Origin of the sequence: Cellulomonas fimi ATCC 484 (genome assembly GCF_000212695.1) — a bacterium.
In the GTDB taxonomy this organism is placed as follows: domain Bacteria; phylum Actinomycetota; class Actinomycetes; order Actinomycetales; family Cellulomonadaceae; genus Cellulomonas; species Cellulomonas fimi.
Genome location: NC_015514.1, coordinates 3158925 through 3172925, shown reverse-complemented (window position 1 = coordinate 3172925; position 14001 = coordinate 3158925). Strand labels below are relative to the sequence as shown.

General features: G+C 74.3%; 12 protein-coding genes. 3 read left to right on the top strand and 9 right to left on the bottom strand.

Annotated features, from left to right (window positions below):
- Positions 1-17: 17 nt before the first annotated feature.
- From CELF_RS14340 to CELF_RS14330, 3 genes are read right to left on the bottom strand one after another with little or no spacing between them, the layout of a single operon-like run.
- Positions 18-239, bottom strand: a complete 222-nt coding sequence (locus tag CELF_RS14340) for an acyl-CoA carboxylase subunit epsilon (protein ID WP_013771990.1) — start codon at positions 237-239, stop codon at positions 18-20.
- Complete coding sequence (locus tag CELF_RS14335; RefSeq protein ID WP_013771989.1) at positions 236-769, bottom strand: hypothetical protein; 534 nt, start codon at positions 767-769, stop codon at positions 236-238. The genes CELF_RS14340 and CELF_RS14335 overlap by 4 nt, the downstream gene beginning before the upstream one ends.
- Before the next feature lie 13 nt (positions 770-782).
- On the bottom strand, positions 783-2396 hold the full coding sequence (locus CELF_RS14330) for an acyl-CoA carboxylase subunit beta (RefSeq protein ID WP_013771988.1): 1614 nt from the start codon (positions 2394-2396) through the stop codon (positions 783-785).
- Positions 2397-2520: 124 nt separating this feature from the next.
- On the opposite strand from CELF_RS14330, the gene CELF_RS14325 reads away from it, so the two are divergent.
- Positions 2521-3447 carry a biotin--[acetyl-CoA-carboxylase] ligase gene (locus tag CELF_RS14325; RefSeq protein ID WP_013771987.1) on the top strand — a complete coding sequence of 309 codons (927 nt, stop codon included), beginning with the start codon at positions 2521-2523 and terminating at the stop codon, positions 3445-3447.
- Positions 3448-3461: 14 nt separating this feature from the next.
- A complete protein-coding gene (locus CELF_RS14320; protein ID WP_126297798.1) occupies positions 3462-4580 on the top strand; it encodes an adenylate/guanylate cyclase domain-containing protein in 1119 nt (372 codons plus the stop codon).
- A 3-nt stretch (positions 4581-4583) separates the two neighbouring features.
- Here CELF_RS14320 and CELF_RS14315 read toward each other — a convergent pair whose 3' ends face one another.
- A complete protein-coding gene (locus CELF_RS14315; protein WP_013771985.1) occupies positions 4584-5327 on the bottom strand; it encodes an SOS response-associated peptidase in 744 nt (247 codons plus the stop codon).
- A gap of 139 nt (positions 5328-5466) precedes the next feature.
- On the opposite strand from CELF_RS14315, the gene CELF_RS14310 reads away from it, so the two are divergent.
- A complete protein-coding gene (locus tag CELF_RS14310; protein WP_013771984.1) occupies positions 5467-6849 on the top strand; it encodes a multidrug effflux MFS transporter in 1383 nt (460 codons plus the stop codon).
- 24 nt (positions 6850-6873) lie between these two features.
- Here CELF_RS14310 and CELF_RS14305 read toward each other — a convergent pair whose 3' ends face one another.
- The 5 genes from CELF_RS14305 to aceB all read right to left on the bottom strand — a co-directional run bounded on the left by CELF_RS14305 (position 6874) and on the right by aceB (position 13971).
- Positions 6874-8112 (bottom strand): pyridoxal phosphate-dependent aminotransferase, encoded by a 1239-nt coding sequence (locus tag CELF_RS14305; protein ID WP_041553549.1) that lies wholly within the window; start codon positions 8110-8112, stop codon positions 6874-6876.
- 99 nt (positions 8113-8211) lie between these two features.
- Positions 8212-8334, bottom strand: a complete 123-nt coding sequence (locus tag CELF_RS14300; RefSeq protein WP_013771982.1) for a hypothetical protein — start codon at positions 8332-8334, stop codon at positions 8212-8214.
- Between the two features lie 111 nt (positions 8335-8445).
- Positions 8446-8967, bottom strand: a complete 522-nt coding sequence (locus CELF_RS14295; protein WP_013771981.1) for a hypothetical protein — start codon at positions 8965-8967, stop codon at positions 8446-8448.
- A 282-nt stretch (positions 8968-9249) separates the two neighbouring features.
- The gene (gene adhE, locus CELF_RS14290) at positions 9250-12000 is read right to left on the bottom strand and encodes a bifunctional acetaldehyde-CoA/alcohol dehydrogenase (RefSeq protein ID WP_013771980.1); all 2751 of its coding nucleotides are present in this window, start codon (positions 11998-12000) and stop codon (positions 9250-9252) included.
- 303 nt (positions 12001-12303) lie between these two features.
- Entirely contained in the window at positions 12304-13971 is a 1668-nt protein-coding gene (gene aceB / locus CELF_RS14285) for a malate synthase A (RefSeq protein WP_013771979.1), read from the bottom strand.
- Between the last annotated feature and the right edge of the window lie 30 nt (positions 13972-14001).

The following is a 14001-nucleotide window of genomic DNA, read 5'->3' as shown; positions in this document are numbered from 1 at the left end:
CGGCCGGTCGGGCGACGTCAGCCCCGCAGGCTCCAGCGCCACGCGTCCGGCCCCGGGTGCAGGCCGACGGGGCCGCGCACCGTGCGACGGCGGTCCGACCATGCGGACGCCGGGGCGGTGTGCTCGTCGACGCCGTGGGCGTCCTGCGACGCGGCGACGAGCCCGGCGACCAGCGCCGCGAGCTCGACCTCGTCCGGCGCGCCCCGGACGACGTGCACGTGGGCGCCGTCGGTGCTCACCCGTCCTCCTCGGTGTCGTCCTCCTCGAACAGCACCGGGGCGCCGCGCGACACGCCCCACTCGCTCACCTCGAAGCCCGCGTCGACGAGCCGCTGCGCGATGTCCGCACCGCCCGCGTCGACGAGGTCGAGGACCGACTCCAGCGACAGGTCCGACGGTCCGGTCGGCGGGCCGACGACGAACCCCATGTGGAACGTGTCGACGTCCGCGGGTGCCGGCGGCGCGTCGGCGTCCTGCTCCTCCTCGTCGCCCCACGACATGCCCGTGAGGTCCGCGTGCAGGCCGAGCCGCGTGTGCAGCAGGTCGTACAGCTGCGCGTTCAGGCCGCCGATCTCGGACTCCAGCGACAGCACCCGCGGGTCCTCGTCGGCCTCGTGCGCACCGAACTCCGCCCGCACGCCCACCGCCGTCTCGACGTAGGAGTGCAGCGCCGTCGTCAGCCGGTCGACGGCCGCGTGCAGGTCGGCCGCGTCGACCCCCTGCAGGGGCTCGCCGCCGTGGGTGTGCTCGTCGTGGTCGTGCTCGCTCACGCGTCCTCCGGGGTCACAGCGGGATGTTGCCGTGCTTCTTGGGCGGCAGGCTCGCGCGCTTGGTGCGCAGCAGTCGCAGCGCGCGCGTGATCTCCGACCGGGTCTGCGAGGGGGCGATGACGGCGTCCACGTAGCCGCGGTCCGCCGCGTCCCACGGGTTGACGATCGCCTCCTCGTACTCCGCCGTGAGGCGCCGCCGCTCGGCCTCGACGTCCCCGCCCGCGTCCGCGACCGTCTTGAGCGCCCCGCGCTGCAGGATGTTCACGGCACCGCCGGCGCCCATCACGGCGATCTGCGCCGTCGGCCAGGCGAGGTTGACGTCGGCGCCCAGCTGCTTGGACCCCATGACGATGTACGCGCCACCGTACGCCTTGCGCGTGATCACCGTGACCAGCGGGACCGTCGCCTCCGCGTACGCGTAGATGAGCTTCGCGCCGCGTCGGATGATGCCGTTCCACTCCTGGTCGGTGCCCGGCAGGAAGCCCGGCACGTCGACGAACGTCAGCACGGGGACGTTGAACGCGTCGCACGTCCGCACGAACCGGGCCGCCTTCTCCGCGGCGTTGATGTCGAGCGTGCCCGCCATCGCCATCGGCTGGTTCGCGACGACGCCGACGGGGTGCCCCTCGACGTGCCCGAACCCGATGAGCACGTTCTGCGCGTACAGCGGCTGGATCTCCAGCAGGACGCCGTCGTCGAGCACGTGCTCCACGACCGTCCGCATGTCGTACGGCTGGGTGTCGGAGTCGGGGACGATCGCGTCGAGCGCCTCGTCGTCCTCGGTGACCTCGAGCGGTGCCTCGTGCGGGAACGTCGGCGGGTCCGTGAGGTTGTTCTGCGGCAGGTACGACAGCAACGAGCGCACGTAGTCGATCGCGTCGTCCTCGTCGGACGCCATGTAGTGCGCGACGCCCGAGCGCGTGCTGTGCGTCGTCGCGCCGCCGAGCTCCTCGAAGCCGACGTCCTCGCCCGTGACCGCGCGGATGACGTCCGGGCCCGTGATGAACATGTTGGACGTGCCGTCCGCCATCACGATGAAGTCGGTGAGCGCGGGGGAGTACACCGCACCGCCCGCGGACGGGCCGAGGATGAGGCTGATCTGCGGGATCACGCCGGACGCGGCGACGTTGCGGCGGAAGATCTCCGCGAACTGCGTGAGGCCCGCGACGCCCTCCTGGATGCGCGCCCCGCCGCCGTCGCTGATGCCGACGAGCGGGACGCCCGTGCGCAGCGCGAGGTCCATGACCTTGGTGATCTTCTGGCCGTGCACCTCGCCGAGGCTGCCGCCGAAGACCGTGAAGTCCTGCGAGTACACGCACACCTGGCGGCCGTCGACGGTGCCGAACCCCGTGACGACGCCGTCGCCGGGGATCCGCTTCTTGTCCAGGCCGAAGTTCGTCGAGCGGTGCCGCACGAGCGCGTCGAGCTCGGTGAACGAGCCCGGGTCGAGCAGCGCCTCGATGCGCTCGCGGGCCGTCTTCTTGCCGCGGGCGTGCTGCTTGTCGGCCGCCGCCTGCTCGGCGGCCTCGGCGGCACGGGTGCGGTCCGCGAGGTCGGCGAGGCGGGCCGCGGTGCCGCGCGGGGCGGTGCCGGGCGGGGTGGCGCCTGTCTGGTCGGTCGTGGTCACCCGACGAGGCTAGTTGTGGAACCCCTCCAGGCACGTGCAGGTCGATGACCGTGTTCGGACCGTCGGGTCGTCGGGACCCCACAACGATCGGGCGGCCGCGTGGTGGGGGCGTCATCATGTCGGCATGACTCGCCCCGCCGTGCCGTCCCCTGCCACGCCGGCGGACGGCCCCGGCCGCACCGGCCCGGACGCGGGGGAGCGGCGGCCGCTCGACGCCGACGCGCTGCGCTCCCTGCTGCTGCTCCCGGCGGGTCCGCTCGCCCGCGTGGACGTCGTGGCCCGCACGGGCTCGACGAACGCGGACGCGGTCGCGGCCGTGCGGGCCGACCCCGACGCGTGGCCGCACGGCAGCGTGCTCGTCGCCGACCACCAGGACGCGGGCCGCGGCCGCGCGGGCCGGGGCTGGGAGACGCCTCCCCGGACGGCGCTGACCTGCAGCTTCGTCGCCCGGCCCCGGGTTCCGGCGCGCACGCTCGGCTGGCTGCCGCTGCTCGCGGGCCTCGGGGCGGTGACGGCCGTCCGCGCGACCGCCGGGGTCCCCGCGGTGCTCAAGTGGCCCAACGACGTGCTCGTCCCCGCCGACACCGAGGTGCCCGGCTGGGGGGCGGCGCGCAAGATCGGCGGGATCCTGACGGAGGTCGTCCCGACCCCGCCCGGCACGGACCCCGCGGTCGTCGTCGGGATCGGCCTCAACGTCGCGCAGACCGCCGACGAGCTCCCCGTGCCGCACGCGACGTCCCTCGCGCTCGCGGGCGCGCACCACGTCGCGCGCGAGACCTTGCTCGTCGCCCTCGTCACCGCCCTCGACGACGTCGCGGCCCGGTGGCGCGACGCGGACGGCGACGCGCACGCGTCCGGCCTCGCGGACGAGGTGGCCGCGGTGTGCGCGACGCTCGGGTCCGCGGTCCGGGTCGAGCTGCCCGGCGGCGAGGAGGTCGTCGGCGTCGCGGAAGGCCTCGACGCCGACGGCGGGCTTGTCGTCGCGACCGCCGACGGACGCCCGCACCACGTGCTGGCGGGTGACGTCCGTCACGTCCGCACCGGCCCGTGAACTACGCTCGTCGCGTGCCCGACGACGGACCCTCCCCGCAGCGCGGCGCCCCCGACGGCACCGGCGCCACCACCGTCGGCGACCCGGCGACCGAGTCCACCGTCGGCGAGCTCGAGGCCCAGCTCCTCGGCGGTCACCGCCGGTACAGCGCCCGCGACCTGGCCCGCCGCGCGCACATCGACGTCGACCTCGTGCGCGGCTTCTGGACGACCGTCGGCCTGCCGCACGCCGACCCGGACGACGCGGTCTACACCGAGCGCGACGCCGAGGCTGTCGACCGGGCCGTCGCGCTGGTCCGCGAGCACGGGCTCGACATCCGGACGGTCCTCACCGTGACGCGCGCGCTCGGGCACACGTCCGACCGCCTCGCGCTGTGGCAGGTCGAGGCGCTCGTCGAGGACATGGCGACGCGCTACGAGCTCGACGACACGACCGCCCGCCTGCTGACCCTCGACCGGCTCGCGGACCTCGCGCCCGTCCTCGAGGCGCAGCTCGTGCACTCCTACCGGCGCCAGCTCGCCGCGATCGCGGGCCGCTACGCCGCCGAGTTCGGCGCACTGCGCGGGCCCGACCCCGACCGGTCCGCCCTGCCCCTGGCCCGCGCGGTCGGCTTCGCCGACATGGTGTCGTTCACCCGCCGCACCGCCGGCCTCGGCTCGACCGACCTGTCGCAGTTCGTGCAGCGCTTCGAGGCCGCGGCCCGCGACGTCGTGACCGGCGCAGGCGGGCGCGTCGTCAAGACCATCGGCGACGCGGTCCTCTTCGTCGCCGACGACCCCGCGACCGGCGCCCGCGTGGCGCTCGGCCTCGCCGAGGCGCTGGGCGGCGCGCTCGACGTGGACCGCGCCCTGGAGGCGGGCGGGCTCGCCGAGGGTGCGCGCGGCGTCACCCCGGTGCGCGTCGGGTTCGTGTGGGGGCGCGTCCTGTCGCGGTTCGGCGACGTGTTCGGCCCGCACGTGAATCTCGCGGCCCGGCTCACCGACATCGCCGAGCCCAGCACGGTGTGGACCGACCCGGAGACGGCGGCGGTCCTCGGCGGCGACCCCCGCTTCGTGCTCACCCCGCAGGCCCCGCTCGACCTCCAGGGCATCGGCACGGTCACCCCGTACCGCCTGACCGCCGCCCTCGCCTGAGCGTCAGAGCAGGGTCTCCTCCTCCGGGTCGACCGGTTCGAGGAGCTGGGGGCCGTCGTTGCGGACCGAGCTGACCAGGGGTGAGACGGGCGTGGCGACGATCCGTGGGGCCGGGGCCTCGAGGAGGCGGCGGGCCTCGTCGGCGCCCGTCGACGGGTCGAGCCAGGCGTCCCACGCGTCGGGGCGCAGCATGAGCGGCTGGCGGTCGTGGATGTGCTCGAGCTCCTGCGACGCGGGGCGCGTGATGACGGTGACGGTCACGAGCCAGCGGTCCGGGTCGTCGTCGGCCTTCGTCGGGTCCTTCCAGAACTCGTAGAGGCCGCCGAGGGCGACGACGTCGTCGTCGGCGGGGTGCAGGTAGAACGGCTGCTTGCGGCGCGTGAGCGACCCCGGCTCGGGCTTCTTCCACTCGTAGTAGCCGTCGGCGGGCAGGAGCGCGCGGCGCGCGGCGAACGGGCGGGAGAACGCGGGCTTGTCGGCGACCGACTCCACGCGCGCGTTGATCATGCGGCTGCCGATCGACGGGTCCTTGGCCCAGGACGGGACGAGGCCCCAGCGCGCGAGCCGCAGCTGGCGGGTGACCTCGCCGGTCTCCTTGTCGGCACGCTCGACGACCATGCGGACGCCGTCGGTGGGGGCGACGTTCCACGACGGCGGGAGCAGCCGGACGTCGTCGGCGACGGTCGCGACGGCGAACTCGTCGGCCAGGGCCTGGTCCTCGCGGAAGGAGGCGTAGCGACCGCACATGCGCCCCAGCCTGCCAGCCGCCACCGACGCTCCGCGCGGCGGCGGGGTCGCGGTGCGGCGGAGGGCGTCGCCGCGTGGGAGGGCGCTCCGGTGTGATCTTGTCGAATCGATTCGCGCGGGTCGGGGGAGCGGTGCGACGATGGAGACGATGACCGCGCGCCCCGCCCCCGCACCCGACACCGCGGCGCTGCCCACCCCCCGCACCGCTGCCCCCGCCACCACTCCCACCGCCGCCCCGCCGGGCGGCGGCACCGCGTCGACCCCGCGCTCCGCCACCGCGAAGCCCGGCACGCCGACCGCACCCGCCGCACCGCCCGCCCCCGCGTTCCGGCCCGACTACCGGTACGTGCTCCTGCTCGGCATGATGTGCGCGCTGCCGGCGATCTCGACCGACATCTACCTGCCGTCGCTGCCCGACGTCGCCCGCGACCTGCAGACGTCAGCGACGGCCGCGCAGCTCACGATGACGGCGATGATGATCGGCGGCGCCGTCGGCCAGCTCGTCATCGGGCCGCTGTCCGACCGGTTCGGCCGCCGTCGGCCCGTGATGGTCGGCGTCGCGCTGCACGTCGTCACCTCGGTGCTGTGCGCCGTCGCCCCCGCGATCGTCCCCCTCATCGGGCTGCGCGCGATGCAGGGCTTCTTCAACGCGTCCGCCACGGTCGTCGCGATGGCCGTCATCCGGGACCGGTTCGTCGGCTCCGACGCGTCGCGGCTCATGTCGCGCCTCATGCTCGTCATCGGCGTCGCGCCGCTGTTCGCCCCGTCGATCGGCGGCGTCATCGCCGGCCAGGCGGGCTGGCGTGCGGTGTTCCTCGCGCTCGCGCTGTTCGGCGTCGTCCTGTGGGTCGTCGTCTGGCGGCGCCTGCCCGAGACGCTGCCGGCCGAGCGTCGCCGCACCGGCGGGCTGCGCACCGCGCTCGCGGGCTACCGCAGCCTGCTGCGGGACCGGCACTTCGTCGCGCTCGCGGTCATGCCGGGCCTCGGTGTCGCCGTGCTCATGAGCTACGTCGTCGCGTCGCCGTTCGTGCTGCGCGAGGGGTACGGCCTGTCCGAGCACGAGTTCTCGCTGCTCTTCGCGGTCAACGGCATCGGGCTCGTCGCGGGGGCGCAGGTCAACGCCGCGCTCGTGCGCCGCGTCGCGCCCATCCGGATCGTCCGCGTCGTGCTGCCCGTGTCGCTCGCGCTCACGGTCGTGCTGCTGGTCCTCGCGGTCACCGGCGCCGGTGGCCTGTGGGCGCTGCTCGTCGCGCAGTGGCTGATCCTCGCGCTCGTCAACTTCGTGCCGCCCAACGCCTCGGCGCTCGCGCTCAGCCGGCACGGCGAGATCGCGGGCACCGCCGCGGCGTTCATCGGTGCGTCGCAGGCCGGCGTCTCGGGGCTGGTCAGCCCGCTGTCCGGGCTGCTCGGCGGCGACGCGGTCGCGATGGCCGCCGTCATGGTCGGCTCGTCGCTGCTGGCCCTGCTGGTGCTGGCCCTCGCGACCCCCGCCTACCGTCGCGGCGGCGGCTGGACCGGCTGACGCGGCCCGGCGCGCGACCGTGCGTCAGGCGCGCAGCCGCGCGAGCCGACGGACCGCCTCGTCGAGCACCTCGTCGCGCTTGACGAAGGTGAAGCGCACCCACGACCGCAGCGCGCGGTCGGCCTCCGAGCCCGCGCGCGTGAACGCCGACACCGGCACACCCACGACGCCCGCGAGCGAGGGCAGCGCCCGGCACAGGGCAGCACCGTCGTCGAAGCCCAGGGAAGCGGCGTCGGCGAGCACGAAGTAGGTGCCCTGCGGCCGCACGACGTCGAACCCGGCGGCGGTCAGCCCGGCGCACAGCCGGTCGCGGCGGGTCGCGAGCGACGCCGCGAGGTCCTCGACCCACCGCGCCACGTCGGGGTCCCGCAGCGCGAACGCGACGGCCGGCTGGAACGGCGCTCCGGAGACGTAGGTGAGGAACTGCTTGACGGTCCGCACCGCCGTCACGAGGTGCTCGGGCCCCGTGACCCAGCCGATCTTCCAGCCCGTGAACGAGAACGTCTTGCCCGCCGACGAGATCGTCAGGGTGCGCCCGGCCATGCCGGGCAGCGTCGCGACGGGCACGTGCCGGACCCCCGCGTCGAGGACCAGGTGCTCGTACACCTCGTCCGTCACGACGAGCGCGTCGTGCGCGACGGCGAGCCGCGCGACCGCGGCCAGCTCGTCGGGCGTGAGCACCGTGCCCGTGGGGTTGTGCGGCGTGTTGAGCAGGACGATCCGCGTGCGGTCGGTGAACGCCGCCGAGAGCGCGTCGACGTCGAGCCGGAAGCCGTCGGGAGTCGCGCGCAGGGGAGCGGTCGTGTGGGTCGCGCCCGCGAGCGCGACGACCGCCGCGTACGCGTCGTAGAACGGCTCGAGCGTGAGGACCTCGTCGCCGGGGCCCGCGAGCGCGAGCACGGTCGCGGCGATCGCCTCCGTCGCGCCCGCGGTGACCAGCACCTCGCGATCGGGGTCCACGTCGAGGCCGTACCGGTCCCGCTGGTGCTCGGCGACGGCCGCGCGCAGCTCGGGGACACCCGGCCCGGGCGGGTACTGGTTGTGACCCGCGGCGATCGCGTCGGCGGCGGCCCGGGCGACGGACGCCGGCCCGTCGACGTCCGGGAACCCCTGCCCCAGGTTCACCGCACCCGTCGCGGTCGCGAGCGCGGACATCTCCGCGAAGATCGTGGGACGCGCGCGCCCGTCGTCGCCCAGCAGCCCCGACGCCCGCGCGACGTCGCGCCATCGACCGTGCCGCTGCTCTGCCCGGGGCTCGTCCACCCGGCGAGGATAGGGCGGCGGCGCGGGGGACGCCGCCCGCGGCACCCTGCCGGTCGTCACGCCGGGCCGGTCGTCACGCCGGGCCGGTCCTCCGACCGGTCAGATGCCGACCGCGCCGACCAGGCCGACGACGAGCAGGACCGCGAGCGACAGCCACGCGCTCACCACCCACCACTCCACGTGGTGGTGCTGGCGCCCCACTCGGGGCTGGCGGTCGCTCATACCTCCACCATCGGCAGGTGTGGCGCAGGTCTCAACCGGGCGCGCGGGCGAAGCCCGAAATCACCCGCACGGCCGTGCAGGGACGGCCGCCGACGGCACAGGCGGCGCCCGTCAGCTCCCGGTCGCGGCCCGGAGGTCGTCGCCGAGCGTGCCGAGCTCGGCGGCCAGGGAGTCGAGCGCGTCGGCGGCGTCGCCGCCCGCGGCGGCCTTGGCGGCGTCGAGCTGCGCGCGCGCGTCCGCGACCTGCTTCTCCGCGTCCGCGACCGCCTGCTGCGCCTCCGCGGACGCGTCCTGCTGCGCCGCGTCGAGCGCGGCCTGCGCCTCCTCGACGGCCGACTCGGCCTGGTCCACGGCCGACTGCGCCTGCGTGCGCGCCTCCGCGTCGAGGCCCTCGATCGCGGCGCGGGTCTCGTCGACCTGCGCCCGGGCCTCCTCGGCGTGCGCCCGGGCCTCGTCCACCGCGGCCCGCAGGTCGCCGACCGCGTCCTGCGCCGCGGTCGCGGCGTCCTTCGCCGACTGCGCGGCCTCGTCGATCTCGGCGTCCGTGCAGCCGGCGACGCCGAGCGCGAGCACCGCGGCGAGGGCCGGAGCGGCGGCACGGGCGAGCAGGCGGGGGGCGGGGTGGCGGGTCACGGTGGTCCTCCGGGGAGTCGGCGGCGGCCGGGGCGGGCCGGGACAGGGGCGGATGGGAGCCACAGTCTGCCCGCGCCGCCCGCACGCGGCACCCTGAGCCCGCGCGTCGCCCGCGCCACGCCGGGCGGGACCGGGCGAGCCTCCCGATCACGACGCGCGAGGGCGTGCCGGGACGCGACGACGCCCCGTCCCGGCTGGCGGAGCCGGGGACGGGGCGTCGGGGTCGAGCAGGGCGACGGGCCGCCCACCAGGGGAGGCAGGGGCGGCCCGTCGCGCCGGAGGTCAGCCCTCCTGCTGCTCGGTGCGGCGGGTACGGACGTCCTCCAGCGACGTGCCGTAGAAGGCCGCGGTCATGAGGTCCTTCATGTCGTCGATCATCGGCATCCGCGGGTTGGCGGGAGCGCACTGGTCCTCGTAGGCACCCATGGCGACCTCGTCGAGGCGACCCATGAAGTCCTGCTCGGACACGCCCTGCGCCTGGAACGACGCCGGGATCCCGACCTTGGCCCGCAGGGCCTCGACGGCCAGCGCGTAGGACTCGACGCCCTCGGCCGGGGTGGCGGCGGGCAGGCCGAGCATCTGCGCGATCTGCTGGAACCGCTCGGGGGCGACGTAGCTCTCGTACTTCGGCCAGCTCGTGAGCTTGGTCGGGACCGTGCCGTTGTAGCGGATCACGTGCGGCAGGAGCGTCGCGTTCGTCCGGCCGTGCACCAGGTGGTGCGTCGAGCCGATGACGTGCGCCATGGCGTGCACGATCCCGAGGAACGCGTTGCCGAAGCTCATGCCCGCGATCGTGCCGGCGTTGTGCATCTTCTCCCGCGCGTCCCGCGTGGCCGGGTCGGCCGGGTCGCCGTTCACCGACATCGCGAGGTTGTCGAAGATCAGGCGGATCGCCTGCAGCGCCATGCCGTCGGTGAAGTCGTTCGCGTAGACCGACACGAACGCCTCGGTGGCGTGCGTGAGGGCGTCGAAGCCCGAGTCCGCCGCGAGCGACGGGGGCATCTTCGCGGTGAGCACCGGGTCGATGATCGCGACCGTCGGGGTCAGCGCGTAGTCCGCCAGCGGGTACTTCTTGCCGGCGTCGGGGTCCGAGATGACCGCGAACGGCGTGACCTCGGCGCCCGTGCCCGACGTCGTCGGGATGCAGACGAGCTTCGCGAGCTCACCCAGCGTCGGGAACTTGAACGCACGCTTGCGGACGTCGAAGAACTTCTGCTTGAGGTCGGAGAAGACGATCTCCGGGTGCTCGTACAGCAGCCACATGACCTTCGCGGCGTCCATCGGCGAGCCACCGCCGAGGGCGATGATCGTGTCGGGACGGAAGTGACGCATCTGCGCCGCGCCGTTCTGCACGGTGCGGACGGACGGCTCCGGCTCGACCTGGTCGATGATCTGCAGCGCGACCTTGCCGGGGCGGCGGTTGAGGACGTCGATGATCTTGTCGACGAAGCCCAGGGTCGTCATCGTCGCGTCGGTGACGATCGTGACGCGCTCGACGTCGGCCATGTCCTGCAGGTAGCGGATCGCGTTCGGCTCGAAGTAGGTCTTCGCGGGGACCTTGAACCACTGCAGGTTGTTGTTGCGGCGGCCGACGCGCTTCACGTTGATGAGGTTCACCGCCGAGACGTTGTTGGAGACCGAGTTGCGGCCGTAGGAGCCGCAGCCCAGCGTGAGCGAGGGGATGAAGGAGTTGTAGATGTCGCCGATGCCGCCCAGCGAGGACGGGGCGTTGGCGATGACGCGGACGGCCTTGACCCGGCTGCCGAACTCCTCGGTGAGGGCGTCGTTGCGGGTGTGGATCGCGGCCGAGTGGCCCAGGCCGTCGAACTCCACCATCTGCTCGGCCAGGGAGATGCCCTGCTCCGTCGTCGTCGCGCGCAGCACCGCGAGGACCGGCGCGAGCTTCTCGCGGGTCAGCGGCTCGTGCGGGCCGACGCCGTCGACCTCGGCCAGGATGATCGAGGTGTCCGCGGGGACCGAGAAGCCGGACTGCTCGGCGATCCACTGCGGCGACTTGCCGACGACGGTCGGGTTGAGCTTCGCGTCGGCGCAGTTGGTGCCCTGCGCGTCGACACCGAAGATGAACTGCTCGAGCATCGCCTTCTCGGCCGGGCTCGCCAGGTAGGCGTGCAGGACCTTGAACTCCGCCATGGCGGCGTCGTAGATCTCGTCGTCGAGGATGACGGCCTGCTCCGAGGCGCAGATCATGCCGTTGTCGAACGCCTTCGAGAGCACCACGTCGTTCACGGCGCGCTTGAGCTTGGCGGTCTTCTCGATGTAGGCGGGGACGTTGCCCGCGCCGACGCCGAGGGCCGGCTTGCCGCACGAGTACGCGGCGCGGACCATCGCGTTGCCACCGGTCGCGAGGATGAGCGCGACGCCCGGGTGGTTCATCAGCATGTTCGTCGCCGCGATGGACGGCGTCTCGACCCACTGGATGCAGTGCTCCGGGGCACCGGCGGCGACGGCCGCGTCGCGGACGATCTTGGCCGCGGCGACCGAGGACGCCTGCGCGTTCGGGTGGAACGCGAAGATGATCGGGTTGCGGGTCTTCAGCGCGATGAGCGACTTGAAGATCGCCGTCGAGGTCGGGTTCGTCACCGGGGTGACGCCACAGATGACGCCGACGGGCTCGGCGATCTCCGTGATGCCGCGCAGGTCGTCGCGGGCGATCACGCCGACGGTCTTGAGGTCCGCCATCGAGTTCGTGACGTGCTCGCACGCGAAGATGTTCTTCACGGCCTTGTCCTCGAAGACGCCGCGGCCGGTCTCCTCGACGGCGAGCTTCGCGAGCTGGCCGTGCTGGTCGAGCGCCGCGACGGAGCCCTTCTTGACGAACCGGTCGACGTCCTCCTGGGTGAACCGCGCGTACTCGGCGAGCGCCTTGGTCGCGTTGGCGACGAGCGCGTCGATCGCGGTCGCGACCTGGTCCTCGGAGACGGGCGTGGCGGGGGCGGCCGGCGCCGTCGGCGCGGTCGCGACAGGCTTCTTGGCCTTGGTCGTGCGGGTCGTGCTGGACTCGGTGGCAGTCACCGTAGGGCTCCCCTGGTCAGTGCGCGGGAGCTGCCTCCCGGCGGTTGCTGGAGTCGTCGCCTTTGACGTTCACGACGCTATGGGGGGCAGTCGTCGGATGACTGAGCCGAAGGTCCTGACGGGTCTCGGGGCGGGGTGAGCAGGGCCCGCGGCGGGCGCCCGACCGGGACGAAAGGCCCCGGTCCGCGGCCCGACGCGGAACGTCCTCGCAGGTCAGCGGGGTTGTGCGTCGCGCGCGACGACGCCGGACGCCCGAGGGCGCGCTCGTGGCACGTCCCCGGGCGTCCGGCGGGCGGGCGGCGGTCAGCCGCGGGTGACGAGGTGCTGGGCGTACGCCGGCACCGTGAGGAAGGTGGGGAACTCGTCGCCGAGCGCGACCTCCGTGACGAGCGCCGCGGCGTCGTCGAACCGGTCCTGCGCCGACCGCGGCAGGTCGCCCAGGACGTCCGCGAGCACGGCCCTCACGTGGTCCGCGTCGACCGTCGCGCCCGAGTCCGTCGTGACGCCGTGGTGCACCCACTGCCACACCTGCGAGCGTGAGATCTCGGCCGTCGCGGCGTCCTCCATGAGCCCGTCGATCGCGACCGCTCCGGTCCCGCGCAGCCACGCCTCGAGGTAGCGGACGGCGACCGAGAGGTTGGTGCGCAGGCCCGCGTCCGTCACCGCGCCGGGCTCGGCGCCGCCCGCCGAGGCCACGTCGAGCAGGTCGGCCGCCGTGACGACGACGTCCTCGCGCAGCCGCTCGCGCTGGTCGACCCGGGTCCCGAGCGCCGCGTCGAAGACCTCCCGCGCGACGGGCACGAGGTCCGGGTGCGCGACCCACGTGCCGTCGAAGCCCTGCTCCGCCTCGCGCTGCTTGTCCGCCCGCACCTGGGCGAACGCGCGCTGGTTCGCCTCGGGATCGCGCCGGTTCGGCACGAACGCGCTCATGCCGCCGATCGCCTGCGCGCCGCGGCGGTGGCAGGTCGCGACGAGCAGGTCCGCGTAGGCCCGCATGAACGGGACGGTCATCGTCACGCGCGAGCGGTCCGGCAGCACCCAGCGGCGCCCGCGCGAGCGGAACGTCTTGATGACGCTGAAGATGTAGTCCCAGCGGCCCGCGTTGAGCCCTGCGCAGTGGTCGCGCAGCTCGTAGAGGATCTCCTCCATCTCGAACGCGGCCGTGATCGTCTCGATGAGGACCGTCGCGCGGATCGTGCCGTGCCGCAGGCCCAGGTACGCCTCGGTGAAGCGGAACACCTCGTCCCACAGCCGCGCCTCGAGGTGGCTCTCGATCTTCGGCAGGTACAGGTACGGGCCGCGGCCCGCGTCGACCAGCGCCTGGGCGTTGTGGAACAGGTAGAGGCCCGCGTCGACGAGGGACGCCGACGCGCCGCAGCGCTGGCCGCCCCGGTCGACGTACTCCAGGTGCTTCTCGGGCAGGTGCCAGCCGCGCGGGCGGAACACGATCGTCGGCGTCGTCGGGCCGACGCGGTACTCCTTGCCGTCCGCCGACGTGAAGTCCGCGCGGCCCCGGATCGCGTCGAGCAGGCTGTGATGCCCGCCGACGACGTTCGCCCAGGTCGGGCTCGTCGCGTCCTCCAGGTCCGCGAGCCACACGCGGGCACCCGAGTTGAGCGCGTTGACGGTCGTCTTGCGGTCGGTCGGGCCGGTGATCTCGACCCGACGGTCCTCCAGCCCGGGCCCCGGGCCGGCCACGCGCCAGGTCCGGTCGGCACGGATCCCGGCGGTCAGCGGCAGGAAGCCGGGGTCCGTGCCGTTCGCGATGCGGTCGCGGCGCAGCTGACGCTCGCGCAGCAGGGTCGTGCGGCGCGCGCCGAACAGCGTGTGCAGGTCGGTGACGAAGTCGAGCGCCTCGGGCGTGAGGACCTCGTCGGTGCCGGGGACCGCCGGTCCGACCATGTCGAGGAACGGCTGGGCGAACGGTCCGGTGCTGGGCGTGAGCCCGGGAGCGGGCGTCAGGACGGTCACGGTGCACCTCCGGGTGCGGGTCGCGGCGGG